The organism is Rugosimonospora africana (assembly GCF_016862975.1).
Classification (GTDB): Bacteria; Actinomycetota; Actinomycetes; order Mycobacteriales; family Micromonosporaceae; genus Rugosimonospora; species Rugosimonospora africana.
This window is the reverse complement of sequence record NZ_BONZ01000031.1, coordinates 60,072-80,118: the sequence shown is the minus strand read 5'-3', so window position 1 is coordinate 80,118 and position 20,047 is coordinate 60,072. Positions and strand designations below refer to the sequence as shown.

General features: G+C 71.0%; 8 protein-coding genes. 6 read left to right on the top strand and 2 right to left on the bottom strand.

Going from position 1 to position 20,047, the window contains the following annotated elements; genetic code table 11:
• Positions 1-21: 21 nt before the first annotated feature.
• The 4 genes from Raf01_RS16665 to Raf01_RS16650 all read left to right on the top strand — a co-directional run bounded on the left by Raf01_RS16665 (position 22) and on the right by Raf01_RS16650 (position 14,069).
• The gene (locus Raf01_RS16665; protein ID WP_203918808.1) at positions 22-7,449 is read left to right on the top strand and encodes a SpvB/TcaC N-terminal domain-containing protein; all 7,428 of its coding nucleotides are present in this window, start codon (positions 22-24) and stop codon (positions 7,447-7,449) included.
• A 57-nt stretch (positions 7,450-7,506) separates the two neighbouring features.
• Positions 7,507-12,852, top strand: coding sequence for a Tc toxin subunit A-related protein (locus tag Raf01_RS16660; protein WP_203918807.1), 5,346 nt, complete (start codon positions 7,507-7,509; stop codon positions 12,850-12,852).
• Between the two features lie 300 nt (positions 12,853-13,152).
• Positions 13,153-13,560 carry a thioredoxin family protein gene (locus Raf01_RS16655; RefSeq protein ID WP_203918806.1) on the top strand — a complete coding sequence of 136 codons (408 nt, stop codon included), beginning with the start codon at positions 13,153-13,155 and terminating at the stop codon, positions 13,558-13,560.
• 2 nt (positions 13,561-13,562) lie between these two features.
• The gene (locus tag Raf01_RS16650; RefSeq protein ID WP_203918805.1) at positions 13,563-14,069 is read left to right on the top strand and encodes a protein-disulfide reductase DsbD domain-containing protein; all 507 of its coding nucleotides are present in this window, start codon (positions 13,563-13,565) and stop codon (positions 14,067-14,069) included.
• Positions 14,070-14,152: 83 nt separating this feature from the next.
• Here Raf01_RS16650 and Raf01_RS16645 read toward each other — a convergent pair whose 3' ends face one another.
• Positions 14,153-15,649: an MFS transporter gene (locus tag Raf01_RS16645; protein WP_203918804.1), complete on the bottom strand. Its 1,497-nt coding sequence runs from the start codon at positions 15,647-15,649 to the stop codon at positions 14,153-14,155.
• 315 nt (positions 15,650-15,964) lie between these two features.
• Positions 15,965-16,405 (bottom strand): hypothetical protein, encoded by a 441-nt coding sequence (locus Raf01_RS16640; protein WP_203918803.1) that lies wholly within the window; start codon positions 16,403-16,405, stop codon positions 15,965-15,967.
• A gap of 72 nt (positions 16,406-16,477) precedes the next feature.
• On the opposite strand from Raf01_RS16640, the gene Raf01_RS50550 reads away from it, so the two are divergent.
• Positions 16,478-19,291 (top strand): AfsR/SARP family transcriptional regulator, encoded by a 2,814-nt coding sequence (locus Raf01_RS50550; RefSeq protein WP_203918802.1) that lies wholly within the window; start codon positions 16,478-16,480, stop codon positions 19,289-19,291.
• Between the two features lie 112 nt (positions 19,292-19,403).
• Positions 19,404-19,928 carry a sigma-70 family RNA polymerase sigma factor gene (locus Raf01_RS16630; RefSeq protein WP_203918801.1) on the top strand — a complete coding sequence of 175 codons (525 nt, stop codon included), beginning with the start codon at positions 19,404-19,406 and terminating at the stop codon, positions 19,926-19,928.
• Positions 19,929-20,047: the final 119 nt, after the last annotated feature.

Here is a 20,047-nt window from a genome sequence, read left to right as displayed (position 1 = left end):
CCGACCCGTGGGGGAAACGACATGAGCGCAGACGGTACGAGCGACACGGCGTCCCCGGCATCGGTGGTCTCGTTGCCGAAGGGCGGCGGCGCGGTGAGCGGCCTGGGTGAGAAGTTCTCACCCGACCTGTTCACCGGCACCGGCAACTGCTCGGTCCCGATTGCCGTTCCGGCCGGCCGCCACGGCCTGCAACCGCAATTGACGCTCGGGTACAGCACGGGTACGGGTAACGGACCGTTCGGGCTGGGCTGGCGGCTCGGCCTGCCCGGCGTGACCCGAAAGACGTCGTTCGGCGTACCGACCTATGTGGACGGCGGGCACGACGCCGACGTGTTCATCCTGTCCGGGGCCGAGGATCTCGTACCGGTCGCGGGCGCGTACCCGGGCCGGGTGCGGTACCGGCCCCGTTCCGAGGGGATGTTCGCGCGCATCGAGCACGTGAGCGACGCCACGGACGACTACTGGGAGGTGCGCACCAGGGACGGGATGCGCACCCGATACGGCACACCCCGTCCGCAGGACGCACCGGCCGGCTGGCGCGATCCCGCGGTGGTGGCCGACCCGAGCGGGCAGGGTCGCGTCTTCGGATGGCGGATCACCGAGACCGCCGATCCGCTGGGCAACCTGATCCGGTACGAGTATCTGCGGGACGAAAGCACCGAACCGAGTCACTCCTGGAGCCAGCCACTGCTCGCGCGGATCTCCTACGCCGACTATGGTGACCCGGCGACCGCGTCGTTTCTCGTGACCGTCGACTTTGGATACTCACCGCGGCCGGACCCGTTTTCCCAGTACCGCTCCGGTTTCGAGATCAGGACGACGCTTCGCTGCGACACGATCCGGGTCACCACGCACGCGGCCGACGGTGTGGCGCGGGTGGCCCGCGAGTACCGGCTCGACTATGTGCAGGCGGGCTTCAACGGAGTCTCGCTGCTCGCGGGATTCACCGCCGTCGGCATCGACGAGGCCGCGTCCGGATCGGGTGCCGGGGCCGGTTCGGGCGCCGGTTCAGGCACCGGTTCGGGCAACGGCTCAGGCGACGGTTCAGGCGACGGTCCCGGCGGTCCGGGCGACGGCCCCGGCGGCCCGGCCGGCGGCCCCGGAGACGGCCCCGGCGGTCCAGCCGGCGGCCCCGGCGGTCTGGGCGACGGGCTCGGCGGTCTGGGCGACGGCTCCGGCGGCAGCCCTGATCCGGCGTCCGCTGAGGAAGCCCTCCCCTCGGTCAGGTTCGACTACTCCGCGTTCGACCCCGCGGCCCGGCGGTTCGCGCCGGTGACCGGGCCCGGCCTGCCCACGGCCTCACTGAGCGATCCGACCCTGGCCCTGGTCGACCTGCGCGGAATCGGCCTGCCCGACGTGGTCGAGCTCGGCGCCGCGCAACGATTCTGGCGCAACAATGGCAACGGGCAGTTCGACCGGCCCCGCACCTTCGCGCAAGCGCCGCCGTTCCCGCTCGGCACCACCGGGAGGCTCCTGGACGCGGACGGCGACGGCCGGCTCGACCTGATGGTCTCGCCGGACGAGGGTGCGGCCGGGTACTTCCCCACCACCTTCGCGGGCGGTTGGTCACAGCGGACGTTCCAGCGTTACCGTCAGGCGCCGAGTGTCGCGCTGGCCGACCCGAGCGTGAAGCTCGTGGACCTCGACGGCGACGGCCTCACCGACGTGCTGAGTTCGGGCACCCGGCTGTCGACGTGGTTCAACGATCCGGACCCCCGGCTGGCCTGGCGGCGCACGGCCGTGGTGAGCCCGCCCGGTCCCGCCGTGGACCTGGCCGATCCCCGGGTGCGCCTGGCGGACATGACCGGCGACGGCTTGACCGACCTCGTGCTGATGCAGAGCGGCTCCATCGCGTACTGGCCGAACCTCGGCCACGGTCGGTGGGGCGACAAGGTGACGATGCGCCACTCACCGCGGCTGCCCGACGACTACGACCCGCGCCGGCTCCTGCTCGGAGATGTGGACGGCGACGGAGTCGCGGACCTGCTCTACGTGGACGACGGGCGAGTCACGGTGTGGGGGAACCTGTCGGGCAACGACTGGACCCCTAGCCCAGTGATCGTGACCGGTACGCCCTGGGTGGCGAACCTGGATGCGCTCCAGCTCACCGATCTGCACGGCACGGGCACCTCCGGCCTGCTCTACAGCCGTGCGGCCGACGGCTCCGGCCGACCGAATCTGCGCTTCCTCGACTTCACCGGCGGGACCAAGCCGTACCTGCTGACCACAATGGACAACGGCCTCGGGGCCAAGACGACCGTGCGGTACCGGGCCTCCACGACCGACTACCTGCGCGATGCGAGGAGTCCGGCTACGCGGTGGCGGACCACGCTGCCGTTCCCCGTGCAGGCGGTCGCCCAGGTGGAGGTGACCGACCAGATCTCGGGCGGTCGGCTCACCACGGAGTACCGGTACCACCACGGCTACTGGGACGGCGTGGAGCGCGAATTCCGCGGGTTCGCCATGGTCGAACACTTCGACACGGAGACGGTCGGTACGGGCGCCGACGGCGTACCGCCCGAGCACTTCTCCCCGCCGACCGTGACGAAGACCTGGTTCCACCCGGGTCCGGTTGCCGCCATCGAGGCCGGCGACTGGACCGAACTCGACCTCAGTGCCGAGTACTGGTCCGGCGACACCCCACTGCTGTCCCGCCCGGCCGACCTGAACGCGTTCCTGGCCGGATTGCCCAGAGCCGACCGGCGCTCGGCACTGCGGGCCCTGCGCGGTCAGGTGCTGCGCACCGAGCTGTACGCGCTCGACGGCACCGACCGGCAGGCGCGGCCGTACACGGTGACCGAGGCGCTGGGTGGGGTCCGGGAGGAGTCGCCGTTGCAGCCGGGCGAGCTGACCAGGCAGCGCGTCTTCTTCGCGTTCCCCATCGCTTCCCGGGTCACTCAGTGGGAGCGCGGGAACGAGCCGCTCACCAGGCTGAGCTTTGTGGACGGCTACGACGCGTACGGGCTCGCCGCGAGGCGGCTGTCGACGGCCGTGCCGCGCGGACGCGACCCGCTCGCCGCGTCCGCCTCCCCCACCGAGCCGTACCTGGCCAGCTACACCACCACCGAGTACGCCCGCCGCGACGACGACGGCCTCTACCTCGTCGACCGGGTGGCCCGCACGGGCAGCTTCGAGGTGGTCAACGACGGCCGGCCCTCGGTGTTCGAGCTGCGCGACACCGTCCTCAGTGGACAACTGCCGGACGGGATGGCGCTGCGGGCGTTCGCGCACGCGCGTACGTTCTACGACGGCCCGGCCTTCCTGGGCCTGCCGCTGGGCGCCCTGGGCGATCACGGTCTGCCTGTCCGGGCCGAGACGTTCGCCTTCACCGACGACCTGCTCGACGCTCTCCACCCCGACGGCGTGGACCGCCCACCGTACCTGGTGCCCGGGGCGGCGCCGGTGTGGCCGGCCGAATACCCGCAGGCATTCCGGGACCGCATGCCGCCGCTGGCCGGATACGCGCACTACGCCGACTCCGACGTGCCCGGCTCGCCCGGTGGCTACTACGTGGCGACCGTGAGCCGCCGCTATGACGTACAGACCGCGGGCGCGATCCCGCGCGGACTCGTGCTGCAGTCCCTGGATCCCATGGGCGCGCCGACCACGACCGTGTACGACCAGCACGACCTGCTGCCCGTGGCCATCGTGGACGCGGCCGGCCTGGCGACGTCGGCCACGTACGACTACCGCCTGCTGCAGCCGTGCGAGGCCACGGACGCCAACGGCAACACGAGCAGCGTCGTCTTCTCGCCGGCCGGACTGGTCACGGCCCAGTTCGTCCGCGGCCGCGACGGCGGCGGGGACCTGGTCGAACCGAGCGTCCGGATGAGTTACGACCTGCGGGCCTTCGCCGAGCGGGGGGTACCCGCGTCGGTGCGCAGCACCCGGCGGATGTTCCACGACAGCCAGACCGACGTGCCGCCGGAGCAGCGCGACGACACGATCGTCTCGGTCGAGTTCTCGGACGGGTTCGGCCGGATCCTGCAGAGCCGCGCCCAGGCCGAGGAGACGCTCTTCGGCGATCCGGCGTTCGGCGGCGCCGTCCTGCCCGAGGGTGACCTGGCACCCGCTGGCGACACGGTCGGGCGTACCAGGGGCGCCGCGGATGTCGACAACGTGGTGGTGTCGGGATCGCACGTCTTCGACAACAAGGGCCGCGTGATCGCCGAGTACGAGCCGTACTTCTCCACCGGGTTCGACTACGCCCCGCCCGCCGGCGCCCAGCTCGGCCAGCGCACGACCCAGTTCTACGACCCGTTGGGCCGCGTGGTGCGCACAGTGAGCCCCGACGGCGGCCAGAAGCGAGTCGTCTTCGGAATCCCGGGCGACCTCACGGATCCGGACACGTACACGCCCACGCCGTGGGAGTCCTACACGTACGACGCGAACGACAACGCGGGCCGTACCCACGGCGACGCGGCGGCCGCCTACCGTGGCCACTGGAACACGCCCGGCAGCGTGGAGATCGACGCACTCGGCCGGACAGTGGTGGCTGTCGCACGCAACGGCGCCGAGAGCACCGACTGGTTCACCACCCGTTCGGTCTACGACATCCACGGCAACGTCGTGTCCATAGTGGACGCCTTGGGCCGGACCGCGTTCTCGGCGCGGTTCGATCTGGCCAAGCGGCGTTGGCGGGTGGAGAGTCTCGACGCGGGACGCCGCGACAGCGTGCCGAATCCGGTGGGCTCGACCGTCGAGGTCCGCGACGGTCGTGGAGCGCTGACGCTGAGCGCGCACGACGCGCTGCGGCGGCCCGTGCTGACCTGGGCACGCGACGGCGCGGGCGGCCCGGTGACCCTGCGGCACATGGTGGAGTACGGCGACGCCGGCACCCCCGACCAGCCCGCGGCCGACCGGGCCGCGGCGCGGGCGCAGAACCTGTTGGGCCGCCCCGTACGCCAGCGCGACGAGGCCGGCCTGGTGACCGTGACCGCCATGGACTTCGCCGGCAACCTGATCGAGTCGACCCGCCGGGTGATCGCCGACGCGCCGGTGCTCGCGAGCTATCGGGGCGCTCAGGCCAACGGCTGGCGGATCAGCCCGTTCCGGGTCGAGTGGACGCCCGCGCCGGGCCAAACCCAGGCCGCGCGCGACGCCGAACTGGTCGAGGCGACCGGCTACACCACGAACACGAGCTACGACGCGCTGGGCCGCGTGGTGCGGCACCTCTTCCCATCCGATGTGGCCGGTGGCCGACGGATGCTGGTGCCCACCTACAACCGGTCCGGCGGGATCGAGACGCTCACCCTCGACGGCGCGGTGCACATCCAACGGGTGGCCTACGACGCCAAGGGGCAGCGCACGCTCATCGCGTACGGCAACGGGGTCATGACCCGGTACGCGTATGACCCGCACACGTTCCGCCTGGTTCGGGAGCGCAGCGAACGGTACAAAGTGGACGGGGTGACCTACCGCCCCGTGGGCGCGGCGATCGAGGACCACGGCTACGACTACGACCTCGTGGGCAACCTGCAGACCCTGCGCGAGCGCGCACCCGGCAGCGGAATCCCCAACAACCCCGACGCGCTCGGGGTGAGCGACCCGGTGCTGCGCGGCCTCATCGGCCGCGGTGACGCTCTCGACCGACGGTTCTCCTATGACCCGCTCTACCGGCTGCTGACGGCGACCGGTCGGGAGTTCCAGGCGCCACCCGCCGGCTCGCCGTGGACCGACCAGCCGCGCGGCGACGACGCCACGCAGACCCAGGCGTACACCGAGTCCTACGGTTACGACGCCCTGGCCAACCTGCTCTCCCTCGCCCACGACGCGGTCGGCGGGGCCCGTCGCACGTTCACCCTGGCGGCCCCTGGCAACCAGCTGCAGCGGATGAGCGTCGGCCAGACGGCGTACGACTACACCTTCGACGCCAACGGCAACCAGCTGTCCGAGACCACCACGCGGCACTTCACCTGGAATCACGCGGGCCGCCTGTCGGCCTTCGCCACCCAGGTGCCCCTCGCCGAGCCGTCGGTGCACGCCCAGTACCTCTACGACTCATCCGGGCGCCGGGTGAAGAAACTGGTACGTCGTCAGGGCGGCGCGGTCGAGGTGGTCCACTACCTGGGCGAGGTCTTCGAGCACCACCGCTGGGCGGCCACAGAGGACTCGCAGAACAACCACATCCACGTGATGGACGAGCGGCGCAGGGTCGCGCTGGTCCGGGTCGGCCCGGCACACCCGGACGACCTCGGTCCCGCCGTGGCCGTGCACCTCTCCGACCACCTCGGCAGCAGCACGGCCGTGCTGGACGACGCGGGCGCTCTGGTCAACCGTGAGGAGTACACGCCGTACGGCGAGACCAGCTTCGGCAGCTTCGCCCGCAAGCGGTACCGCTTCACGGGCAAGGAGCGTGACGAGGAGAGCGGCCTCGGCTACCACGGCGCCCGCTACCTGTCCCCGTGGACCGGGCGGTGGACCGCCTGCGACCCGGACGGCGTGGCGAACGGTCCCAGCCTCTACGTCTACGCGTACGGCAATCCCATGAACTGGCACGACCCCAGTGGTCGCTCGCCGGAGGGTGGTGACGCGGTCAGCAGATCGGTCGAGGACTACCAGGGCAGGGTCGACGCGCTGGAGCGCAGGTTCGAGGAGACCGCGCGCCGGCTCGGCCAGGTCTCCGACGAGATCACCGGCTCGACCCGGCAGGTGCTGGCGGACCTGAAGAACATGGGGGCCGGAGCGCCCGACCCGGAGGTCAAGCTGCCGCAGGGCTTCGACGCGCGCCTGATCCAGGTGCGCCGTGAGCTTGACGCCCTGGCGGCGGAGGCCAGAGCCGACGCGGTCGCCGGCAAGGCGCTGCGCGGCGACGTGGCGAGGAACATGCAGAACTCGCGGGAGGTGCCGTACCGGGAGGTGGTCGCCAAGACCATCGCCAAGCTCAACGACCTCACCGAGCGCATCGCCGAACACACCACACTGGTGAACCGGATGGTGCAGTGGTGGGGTCCGCGCGGCTGGTTCCGCGGCGGTTCCAGTCCCGCTCCCGGCCCCGGGAAACCCCCCGGCCCTCCCGGCAGGCCTGGGGCCACCGCGGAACCGGAGGGCCCGCTCAAGGGCATGTCCGGCGCCACCCTGCTGCGCCTGGCCGGCCTCGCCATCCTGGTCATGGACCTCTTCAACAACTTCTCCGCCCGCCACAGCTACGAGGTGGCCAAGGGCATCGCGGGAACGGCGGCCACGGACGTCGCGGCCGAGATGATCCTCGGCCGGGCCTGTATGCGGGCCTCCATACTGCTCACCTTCTTCGGCGGGATGCGCTCCGACAACGCGCAACTGAATCAGGCACTGGAGGAGAAGGAGGCGCGAGAGCTCGGCGAGAAGGCGTTGCGGAGCCGCATCTGGGACCGGTTCGAACGGCACTACACCGAGGGCTACGAGGCCGCTCAGAACTACGTCATCGAGCAGATCATCCGCGAGGACGCGGAGCAGAGGGCACGGCGTTGACCGGTCCGCCGTTCGACCGGCACGGCAATCCAGCTACGACAGAGGAAATGGTGTGACATGACGATCGATGAACTGACCACTGTGGACGGTGGCTCGACAACCGACGGTTCGCCGGTGGGCGGCTCGGCGATCAGCGGCGGGATCGTGCCCCGCATCACCGACCCCGGTCCCCCGCCACCCGACATCCAGCCGCACGTGGACATCTCCCCCGTCACGGCCCGGGTGGTGGCCGGCATCCCCACGTTCGTCACGGTGAACGCCTTCGCGGGCGCCCACTACGTCCTCGACATCCGCACCAGCACCTGGCAGCCGCAGCCCATCGTCACCTACAACGAGACGGACCTCAGCTTCGACAACGTCGAGATCCGCGACCACTCGGGCGGCGGCGGCGCCTTCAAGGTGACCTTCGCGACCGCGGGAGACCACACGGTGCAGGCGTTCTGCCGCACCACCGACGGACGGGTCTTCGCGGCCACGCCGATCAGCGTGCACGTGGTGGCGGCCGTGCCGCCGAGCTTCACGGTGGCGGCGCCCACGGACGGGGCCGTGGTGGACCTCAACGAGGGCGGCGCTCAACTCGGCGTACACGTCACCATACCCGCCGGACAGCCGTTCCCCATGACGGTAACGCTCGCCTGGGACGGTCAGACCACGGTGGAGCAGACCAACGCCACCGACTACAGCAAGACGATCAGCCTGCTGCCCACGCCGATCGGGGCGCGCCCGATCGCGGTGAGTGTGGCCGACCGGGACGGCATCGGCTCCACGAAGACCGTCTCGATCAACGGCCACGACGTGGGCGCGCCGCACGTGATCGTGAGCGATCCGCTGCCGCATACGAACCTCGTGGGCGACGCCACCGGGCACGTGACCGCGACCGTGCAGGGGAGGGCCAGCGACACGCAGAGCGGCATGGTGGGCGGCAGCGCCTCGGTGGCCTGGGCGCTCTCGCCGACCGGCACCCGCACGGCCGGGCACGCGCTGTCCGGCAACGACTTCACCTCCTGGACCGCGGCCGTACCGCTGGTCGGCTTCGGCGCCCACACCATTTACGTCTGGGCGACCGACAACGCCGGCAACACGATGTCGGCCCCGGTGCCCACACCGGTGACGGTGATCAGTTCGTTCACACCGGCCACGCTCGAGGAGCGCCTGGGAGAACGCGAGTACCTCGCGGCGCTGCTCTCCTTCGCGCAGGAGCAGGTGACCCTGCCCGGACCGCCGCCAGCCCCGCTGGACACACAGGCGCTCGTGGACGTACTCGGGCAACCGCTGGACCGGCTGAGCCAGCCGCTGTCCGCCGAGGCCGACCGCGGCGGACAGGAAGTCAACCAGCTACGGGTACCGGTCGAGTTGCTGCGGGCGCGCATCGCCGCGACCCACACGGCCACCGGCCCGGGTGCCGCCGGTGAGAGCAGTTACCGGAGTACGGCCTATGCCGCGCTGCTGGCGGCCATGGGCACGTCCTACGCCGAGCTTCGGCTTGCCCGGGGCGCCACGGCCGACACCCGGCAGGCGCTCGCGGCCAGGCTGGGCATCCGCCTCTCCAAGACCACCCCGGACGAGCTGGATCAGCTGGTGCTCGACGGCGATGCGCTCACCGAGGCGGCCCTGGAGAACCTCTTCGGGCTCCCGCAGAGCGCCGCCCCCGATCCGCTGCGCCAACCGACCACGCCACTGACGCTCACCTGGCGGCTGACCGGCCTCGCGACGGCCTGGGCCGCACAGGACCAGCACCCCAATCCTCCGCGGTCGTTCCTCGTGCTCGCCGACCCCGACGTGATCGGCAGCGCCGACGTGGCGCCCGGCCCTAACAGCGACCCCATCCGCGACCTGCTCGTCCAGCGCACCAAGCAACTGAGCGACTACGTCACCCTTCTCGACGGCATGCGCGCGACGAATCCGGACCCGACCAAGGCACTGGCGGCCATGCAGGCGCAGGCCCTGCCCGGAGTCGACCTGATCGCCCTGGAGACCAAGGACGGCCAGGGTGTCGACATCACCGCGGCGCTCGCGGCGGTCGGGCTGACCCGGGCCGGCTTCCTGTACCTGCGCCAGCTCAGCCGCCTCGCGGCCGCCGGCACTGTCACAGCGGCCGAGTGGAGCGACGGCATCGCCGTGCTCACCCGCGCGCACAAGCAGACGCTCTATGCCGCCTGGCAGGCACAGGAGACCGCCTTTGTCCTCTCGCCGGACTTCTTCGTACTGGCTGACGCGGCGCCACAGGTCAATTCGTACCGTGTGGACGCACGGGTGCGCGGCGACTGGCAGACCGTGCTGCGCTCCCGGACCGCCCAGCGCCAGAACGTCGTCGACGCCAGCGCACGGGCAGTCGCGGACACCGAACAACTGGCCCTGCCGATCCTGCGCGACGCCCTCCTCGCCGACCTGGCCCCCAGCACCACCGGAGACATCGGGGAGGAAATGTCGGCGCTGTTCCTCGTTGACATGCTCGCGACCGGCACCCTGCGCACGACCCGGCTCAGGCAGGGCATCGAAAGCGTGCAGGCACTGCTGTCGGCGAAGCGCTCGGGCGAGCTGACCCACAACCATCCCGCCTCCGGCTGGACGATCGACATCGACGCCTTCACCCCGGCCTGGGCATGGCTGGGCGAGCTGGGCACCTGGCAGGCCGCCACCATGGCCTTCCTCTTCCCCGAGCGGCACCTGGACCCGACGCTGCTCGTGCCGGGTGCCGATCCGCCCGCGCCGTTGGACACGCTGTTCGACAACATCCGGGGTTCGGGGCCGTTCACCGGTGCCGCGGCGAGTCAGCTTGCCGCCCAGTACCTGCATGACGCGAAGTTCACCCCGTCCTTCACCTACCTGGACCCGCACCGCTCGGCGAAGCACCAGCAGGATGTGCACGACATCTCGACGCGGCAGTCCGACCAGGTCGCCAAGGAGGTCTTCTGGGTAGTGCCGATGCTGTTGGCGCAGCGGCTGCAGTCGGCCGGCGACTACCAGTCGGCGTTGGACTGGTACTGGCTCGTCTACCCGTACGACGTCGATGGGCAACCCGTCTCGATCTACGACCGGATCGATCTGGAGACGTCGTTCCGGCCGAACCTCACCTTCCTGCCAGGCTGGTCGACGAGGCTCGATCCGTTCACGCTCGTGGCCAACCGGCCAACGCCGTACACCCGCTACACCCTGCTCTCCATCATCCGGTGCCACCTCGACTTCGCGGACGCCGAGTTCAGCCGGGAGACCGACGAGTCGGTGGCCAACGCCCGTGCGCTCTACCTCGCGGCGCTGCGCCTGCTTGATCTGCCGGTGCTCCAGCCGCAGCTCCCGCTGAATCCGGGCGAGCCGGCGCTGCCCGTTCCGGAGTTCGACGAGCTGCGATCCCTGGCACAGGTGCAACTCGCGAAGCTGCGCCAGGGCCGCAACGTGGCCGGCATGCCGCGCATGCAGCTGAACGGTGCTGCCACGACAGTCACCCAGCCGACCCCGTACCGGTTCAAGGTTTTGCTGGATCGGGCTCGGCAGATCACCGCCCAGGCCGCCCAGATGGAGGCGGGTTACCTGGCGGCGCTGGAGAAGTACGACGATCGCAACCTGCGGCTCGTCGACGCGCTCAAGGCGATCGACCTGAACGCGGCTCAGGTCTCCCTGTCGGCGAGCCGGGTCAAGGAGGCCAACGACGCGGTCACGGCCGCGGTGGCGCAACGCGTCAAGGCCGACACCATGTCCGCGACGTACGGCGACCTCCTCGCCTCGGGGCCCAACCAGTACGAGACGAACCTGTTGGGCGAGTACGCGCAGATGCGCGGCATCAAGGACGACCTCGCCCTGCAGGACGTCGTCATCGGGGTGGCACAGGCGGCCGAGTCCGCCGGAAACACGCTCGACGACGTACTGAGTTTCGGGTTCAAACCGGCGATGGCGGCAGTGGCCGCCGCCGGAATCGCCCTCAAGGGGCGGTCCCAGATGCAGCTCAACGACGTTGAGGCGCAGATGCAGGCGAACCAGCTCCAGGCCGGCATCGAGCAGCGGCGAAGCGACTGGGGGGTGCAGCAGACCTCGGCCCAGCAGGACTCGCTCGTGGCCCAGGCTCAGGTGGTCACGGCCAACGATCAGGTGACCATCGCGATCCAGGAACAGTCCGTGGCGTCGCTGCAGTACGACCAGGCCGTGGCGACCCTGAAGTTCCTCAATGGACAGTTCACCAACGCCGACCTGTACCTGTGGATGAGCAACACGCTCGGCGGGGTCTACCGGTACTTCCTGCAACAGGCCACGGCCACGGCCCGGCTCGCCCAGGCGCAGCTCTCCTTCGAGCGGGCCGAGCCGGCGCAGACCCTGATCCGCAACGACTACTGGCAGTCGCCGGCCGAGCTGACCTCGGGGGCGCAGACCAGCCGCCGCGGCCTCACCGGTGCCGAACAGCTCAGCGAGGACCTGACCCGCCTCGACGAGTACGCGTTCAGTTCTGAGCGGCGCCGGCTCAACCTGAGCCAGACCTTCTCACTGGCCCGGCTCATGCCGGTGGAGTTCCTCCAGTTCCGCCAGACCGGCGTGTTGTCCTTCGCCACTCCGATGGCCCTGTTCGACAACGACTTCCCGGGCCACTACCTGCGCCTGATCCGTCAGGTACGCACGAGCCTGGTGGCGCTCACGCCACCGGAGCGGGGTATCCGCGCCACCCTGTACTCCAACGGCATCTCCCGCGTCACCACCGGCAAGGACGGCGTCTTCACCGACATCGTGGTGCGCCATGACCCCGGTGTGGTCGCGCTGACCTCGCCGCTGAACGCGAGCGGGGTGTTCGAACTGGACCTGCAGTCGGACATGCTGCTGCCGTTCGAGTCCGGCGGTGTGGACACCACCTGGGAGCTTCAGCTTCCCCGAGCCGCCAACCCGTTCGACTACTCCAGCATCGTCGATGTACTGGTGACCATCGAATACACGGCCCTGTCCAGCGACAGCTACCGCAGTCAAGTGGTGGCCGGGCTCAACGCCAACCGCCAGCGCGGCGCCGACTGCGTGTTCAGTCTCGCCCGAGACTTCCCCGACCAGTGGTACGACCTGAACAATCCGGCCGATCCCGGCAACCGGTCGGTCACGTTGACCCTGCGCGACGTGGACTTCCCGCTCGGCATCGACGGCCTGTCGACCGCGGACGTGGCGGTGAGTCTCTCGAGCGACCACGGGGTACCCGACACGACGGTCTCGTTGCGCCGCGGCGCGCAGGGCGGCGACGCCTTGGCCACCAACGGCATCGCCAGCACGAGGCGAGGCAACGCGGCGGGTTGGCTTCCCCTCGTGGGCGCCGATCCGACCGGGGACTGGCAACTGAGCTTCGGCGACGATGCCGCGGCGCTGTTCGCCGCGGGCACGCTCGACGACATCCTGTTCGTGGTGAGCTGGACCGGACAGGGGCCGGCCTGGTTGCCGTAGCCGTCCCGCCCGATCCGACGCGCCCCGCAGGCGAACGCCCGCGGGGCGCGTCGGCGTGCCGTGCGATCTGGGCATGAACAGTAGGGACAGAGGCGCCGGGCATTGTGCGCTACTCTCGTGCGCGCCCGACCAATTCGTTAACGGGGGGACCGGTCGATGCTGCGACGAATTGGCCCTGCGGCCGTCATCGGTGCCGCGCTGCTCTTGGCCGGATGCGCCGCCACGGGTGCGCCAAAGGCGGCTGCCCCCGCACCCGCCGGCTCTACCTCATCGGCGGCTCCGGTGCCGCCGACTGCCGCCGTGGACACGATCCCGGAGGACTACAACCCGGCACGGGATCCGGCCGCGGACCTGAAAGCGGCGGTCGCGCTGGCCGCGTCCGATCACAAAGAGGTCCTCATCGACTTCGGCGCCGACTGGTGTCCCGACTGCAGAGTCCTCGACAAGCTGTTCCAGTCGAAGGAGACCAAGCCGCTGCTTCAGCGCGACTATCATGTGGTGGCGGTGGACGTTGGCCAGTTCGACCACAACCTCGACTTCGCCGAGAAGTACGTGACGCTGCGGACGAGCGGCATCCCCGCGCTGGTCGTGCTGGCGCCCGACGGCAAGGTTCTCGTGGCCACCAACGACGGTTCGTTCGCCAACGCACGCACCATGAACAGTGATCAGGTCAACGGGTTCCTGACCCACTGGGCGCCCAAGAGCTGACCGTGCGCCGCGCATTGATGACCGCGATGACCGTCGCGGTTCTCGCGGGCGGATGCGCTGGAGCCGACGCGGGCGACCCACCGGCCGACCTGTCCGGTCGTTTGGATGACAGCGGCGTCACCGTGGTGGCAACGCTGACTGCCGGGCCGGACGGAACCCAGCACGTGCGAGCGACGTTCACTCCGCAGAAGACCGGCTATCACCTGTACAGCATGGATCTGCCACCGGGAGGCGTGGACGGCCTCGGCCTGGCCACCACGGTGACCGTGCGCGGCACCCTGCGCGAGGCGGGCAGCCCGTCCGCGGACGCGCCGGTGAAAACCTTGCGGATCCAGGATCTGGACGTCGATCTGACCGTCTATCCCGACGGCCCGGTAACCATTACGGTGCCGGTGAACAGAACCGGGAAGGGGCGGGCCGAGGTGGTCGTCAGCTATGCGGCGTGCAGCCCGTCCACCTGCCTGGCCCCGGTACGTGACCGCGTCATCGCCCTCGCCCGCTCCGGCTGATCACGTCCCGGTCGCGCATGACCGAGTGCTCGCGAGCACGGTCGAGCACCGCCTCCGCCTCAGTGTCAGTGTCCGTGTCCGTGTCAGAAGGCTGTTGGCGCGTTCGTCTCGGTCGGTGGCTCCGGCCTGTGGGCGCCGCGGCGGACCTTGGTGAGCAGGGGCGGAGAGTCCCACGCTGGTTCGCCGCCGAACCAGCGCTGCAGGGCGGGGGCCGGTGGGCGCACTCCCCCGAGTGCGTACAGCGCGATGGCGAGCAGCGTACCGCCGACGGATATACCGAGGCAGATCCAGAGGGTGGTTCGGAGGCCATCGGACGGTCTGCTCCCGACGGTCGTGGCAATGTACAGCAGGATCGGCGTGATCATGAACGCGGACACCGCCCGCAGCAACTCGACGATCGCGAACACCCGCTGCAGGGCGATGTTGCGCAGCGAGAAACCGGCGATGAACAGAGCCGGGGTCACCGAGGCGCCCACACCGATGCCGATCAGTGTCGTTCCGATCAGGGCCACAGTGGTGCTGGGCGGAACGGAAGCGGCGACGAGGGCGATTCCCGCGCTGAGGGAGGCCATCCCGGTCAGCGCGAAATAGTGCAGCCCTCGGGTCGCGAACACGGCCCCGAACACGAGCGCGGTGATCACCGCTCCGGCGAACTCGGGCAGGAAGACCAATCCGAGCCGCAGGGGCGAGAACCGATCCTGGAGTAGAACGCCGATCAACGCGATCGCGGATACGGAGGCAGCCGCCGCGGACATCGCGGCCAGGACCCCAGCCACCGGCAGCGTACTCGTCATGGGACGCACGGTCAGCAGCGGGCGCTTGGCGCGATCCTGCTGAACGAGCAGGATGCCGATGAGCGCGACGCCCGCCGTCAGCGGCGCCAGGGTGGAGGCATCGAGAGACTTGCGGGTCAGCAGTTGCGTGGCGCCGAAGAACGCTGCCACGCAACCGGATGCCGCCAGTACGACGGCGACGGGAGAGCGCGTGGCGTCAGGCGCCGCCGGCGGTACGTCCTGGAAGGTGAGCACCACCAGCACCAACGCTACGGCGGCGATACCCGCGATCACCCAGAACAGCGGCCGCCAACCGTTCGCCTCGGCCTGGATGCCACCGATCAGCGGGCCGAGCGCGACCCCTCCGAAGATCGACAGGTTCATGATCACCGCTGTCGGGCGCACCTTCGCCAGCGGGAACCCGGTGACCAACGGAGGTACGGCGGCGATCAGCAGGAGGCTGGTGCACAGTCCCTGCAGGACGTGTCCGGTGATGAAGAGGGCCGGCCCGTTCGCCGCGGCCGCGAGCACCGAGCCGATCACGAGAATGGTGGCGTAGACGATCAGCATCCGGCGCTGTGGCAGGTGCTGAGCGAGTTGCACCGACAGTACGGTGCCCAACGCGTAGCCGGCGTTCGCCAGGCCCCCCGCCAGATTGATCTCCTCCGTGCTCATGTGGAGCTGTTGGCTGATGATCGGCATCACCGGCTGCAGCGCCGCCGACAGCACGAGGTACGGGATCAGGGCCAGGGCAACCATCGTCGCCACCGCCGGATACCGGCCGGCCAGCGGTCCCCGCTCTCTCATTTCAGCGGCCCCTCCAGCCCATCTCGTTCTCGTTGCGGTGCTGAAGGGCGCCCTCTCGCCCAAGCTACCTTGCGGAAGGACCCGTCCGGGCGGCATTGCCAGAGGACCGGTCGTGCGAGACCACCAGCGATTCCGGTGTGGACACAACCCTTGTGAGAATTGGCAACGCGTGGGACCTTGCGGTGCAACCGTGATGTCATGAGGAGCAGCGAGGCCGAGGCTCCGCCAGCCTGGAGAAGGTAACCGAGCGGAACGGGCGGGTGGCATATGGAGGACGACGCCCGCTAGCCAGACGAAAAGCCGTGGCCCTTCCCGTCAGGAGACATACACCATGGCCGCTGCGAAGCACGCTACGAAGAAACCAGCCGCCCCGCGTGCGGCTGCGAAGAAGACCTCCGCTACCAATGCGGCCCGGGCCAAGCGAGCCGACGCGAAGACATCGAACGCCAAGACGGCATCGAAGGCCCAGAAGACATCGAACGCCAAGACGGCACCGGCGAAACGGACCGCCGCCGGTAAGTCCACCGCGACGGCCGGTGTCGCTCCGGCGACGAAGGCCACTCCGGCACGGAAAACCGCCGCGGCCAGGACGATCCCCGCGAAGAAGGCCGCGTCGAAGCGGACGACGGCTGCCAAGACCGCCAAAAGGACCACGGCGGCCAAGACGACGGCCGCTCGCAAGGCGCCGACAAAGGCGACCCCGGCTCGCCCGGCTACCGTGGCAAAACGGGGCACCGGAACGAAGAAGGCCGCCACGCCGGCCCGACGTACCGGCTGACGTGGTGATCGGTTGTCGAAGGGATCCTGTCGGCCGGTTACCGTTGCCGGGTGCGGACGGAGGCGGGCGAGACGATCGGTTTCTCGGTGCTCGGCTCGATCAGGGTGGTCCGCGCCGGCGCCGAGCTGCGTCTGGGCGCCCGCCAGCAGCGCCTGGTGCTCGCGTTGCTGCTGGTCCGGGCCGGTTCACCGGTCCCCTTGGCCGAGCTCGTCGACCTGCTCTGGGACGAGGAGGCCCCGGCCAGCGCCGCGAACGTCGTGCACCGGCACGTCGGGGTGCTCCGGCGGCTGATCGAGCCCGGTCTGCCGACCCGTTCGGCGGGCCGTTACATCCTGCGGGAGCCGTCGGGCTACCGGCTTGCCGCCGACGAACAGTCCCTTGACCTGCTGAAATTCCGGTCGCTGATCCGGCACGCGGGCCGGAGCCTGCACGACGGCGACGCGGAGACGGCGCTGCGGCATTTCCTCGACGGTCTGCGCCTGTGGCGGGGCCGGTGCGCCGCCGGCCTGGAACCGGTCTCCCGCGTGCATCCCGCGTTCCTCGCCGTGGAGGCCGAACGCGCTCAGGCCGTACGGGACGCCGCCGACGCCGCCGAGCGCTGCGGCCGGCTGGGCGCGGTGCTGTCGCCGTTACGGCACGCCGCCGAGCAGCACCCGCTGGACGAGTCGCTGCAGAGCCGGTTGCTGCTGGCACTGGCCGCCGACGGCCGGCAGGCCGAAGCCGTCGAGGTGTACCGGGTGGTGCGCCGCCGGCTCGTCGAGGACCTGGGCATCGACCCGGGCCAGCAACTGCGGGAGGCCTACGACCGGCTGCTGCACCAGCGCATCCGGCCGGCGCGTACCCAGTCGCAGCCGCCACCGCCGCGGCCCGCGCAGCTGCCACCGGACCTGCCCTTCTTCAGCGGCCGGAACGACCTGATCGCGCAGGCCCGCGTGGCGCTGACGCGTCCGGGCGGGCCGGCGGTGCTCGCCATCGACGGCATGCCCGGGGTCGGCAAGACCGCCCTGGCCGTCCATCTCGCTCACGAGTTCGCCGCCGACTACCCGGACGGGCAGCTGTACGTCGACCTGCGCGGTTACGACGGGCGGGAGCCGAGGATGAGCCCGGCCGAGGCACTGCGCGGCTTCCTCGGCTCGCTCGGAGTGCCGCAGGACGGCATCCCCGCCGAGCTGCACGCCCAGGCGGGCATGTACCGCAGCCGCCTTGCCGGCCGGCGCCTGCTGATCGTGCTGGACAACTGCCGGGACGCCGAGCAGATCCGGCACCTGCTGCCGGGCAGCCCCGGCTGCCTGGTGATCGTCACCAGCCGCAGTCGGCTCGGCACGCTACTGACCACGGCCGGCGCCCACCCGTTGCCGGTCGGACTGCCCAGCGTCGAGGAGGCCCGCGCGGCGCTGCTGGGGCCGCTCGGCGCCCGCCGCGTGGCAGCGGACCCAGCCGCGATCGACGCCATCATCGCCCGCTGCGGTCGGCTGCCGCTCGCGCTGGCGGTGGTGGCCGCCCGCGCGGCGAGCCTGCCGCGCACGCCGGCGGCGCAGATCGCCGCCGAGCTGGCCCGAGCGCCCGGGAGTCTGGACGGCTTCGACGGCGACGGCACGCAGACCGGCCTGCGTGCCGTCTTCTCCTGGTCCTACCGAGCGCTGTCGGCCCCGGCCGCCCGGCTGTTCCGGCTGCTGCCGATCCATCCCGGACCGAACATCTCGATCGCGGGGGCGGCGGGCCTGGCAGGCGTCCCGCTGCGCGGCGCGCGGGCGCTGCTGGGCGAGCTGAGCCACGCGCACCTGATCAGCGAGGACCCGCCGGGCCGCTTCCGCACCCACGACCTGCTGCTGGCCTACGCCACGGAACTCGGCGAGGAGACCGACAGTCCGGCCGAGCGCGCCGCCGCGCAGCGCAGCTGCCTCCAGTTCTACCGGGCCACCTGCTACCAGGCGCACCGGCGGCTGCTGACCTCCGAGTACCAACCGATGATCGAGCCCGGGCCGGGCCAGACGCCGCTGCGCTTCGCCGACCACGGCGAGGCGATGCGCTGGTTCACCGCCGAGCGGCAGGTCCTGATCGCGCTGGTCGGCCGGGCCGCCCGGCAGGGCCGGCACACCGACGCCTGGCAGCTGGCCCTGGGCATGCAGCACTTCTTCGAACGCAGCGGCCGGTGGGCCGACTGGACGGCGACCGGCGAGGTGGCCCTCGATGCCGCCCGGACCGGCGGCGACTTGGTCGGGCAGGCCCGGATGCACCGCAGCCTGGCCGGCGCGGCTTACTTCCAGCACGAGCACGAGACCGCACTCGGGCATCTGGACCGGGCGGTGGAACTGCTGGCCCGGCTCGGCCTGCACGGCGAGATGACCCGGGCGGGGTTCAACCGGGCGATGATCCTGCGCGCCCTGGGGCGGCACGAGGAGGTCGTCCGGGCGCTGTCCGCGGCCCTTGAGCCGTGGCCGGCCGGACATGACAAACTGCGCGCGGACGTCCTGGTCATCATGGGAGCGAGCTACGCCGAACTGGGCCGCCAGGACGAGGCCGTGCGCTGCGCCGAGCAGGCGATGACGCTCTCTCGCGCGGCGGATTACAAGCTGGGCATCGCCGAGGCGTGGGAGGTCTTCGGCCAGGCGCATTCGGGCCGGCAGGAACTCGGCCAGGCGGTCGACTGCTGGCGCAAGTCGGCGCTGGTCTACCAGGACGCCTCGGCACCGGCGCCGGCCGCGGAGGTGCTCACGCTGCTCGGCGACACCCTGGCCGCCGCCGGCGAGCAGGACGCCGCGGTACGGGCATGGCAGGAGGCGCTTGCCCTGATCCCGCCCGCGCAGACCCGGGTGAGCCAGCGGCTGGCCGGCCTGCTCGCCGCGGTCACGTCGGGTACCTGACCGATCGCGATCGGCGACGGCACTCGATTCGCACTCACGCGTCAGTCCATCCCTCCGCATCGTCCCTAGGCTCATGCCTCATTCACCGTTGCTACTGGTTACGGGGGACATCGTGCCGCGGGAACCCGAGAGATCACCGGCCGGCCGGGCCGAGCGCATGACCGCGCTGCATGCCGACCACGCCCGCGCCGTGCTGCGTCTGCTGCTCGTCCTGACCCGCGGCCAGCGGCAGAGCGCCGAGGATCTGCTCCAGGAGACGATGCTGCGAGCCTGGCGGCACCTCGACGCGGTGCCCGCCGAGCCCGATGCCGCCCGCCGGTGGCTGTTCACCGTCGCCCGGCGGCTGGTCGTCGACCGCGTCCGGCTGCAGCGGGGCCGCCCGGACGAGGTCCAGCTCGTCGACATGACCTGGATTCCCGCGGGTGAGGACACCACCGGCGCGGCGCTGGCGTCCTACGCCATCCGGGACGCGCTGGACCGGCTGAGTCCGGCGCAACGCCGCCTGCTCTGCGAGGTCTACCTGGTCGGGCGGTCACCGGCCGAGGTCGCGGGCCGGTTGGGCGTACCGATCGGCACGGTGAAGTCGCGGACCCACTATGCGCTGCGCGCCCTTCGTACCGGCCTGCAAGCGGCCTGAGCGGGCGCGAGGGCACCGCCCGGCAATCCGGCGCCGCCGAGTCGAAGCTCACATTGCCGCGGCGGCGCGCCCGTTTCCCGGTGCGGGCCCTGCCATGCTTCGGCGGACGAGGCAACCAG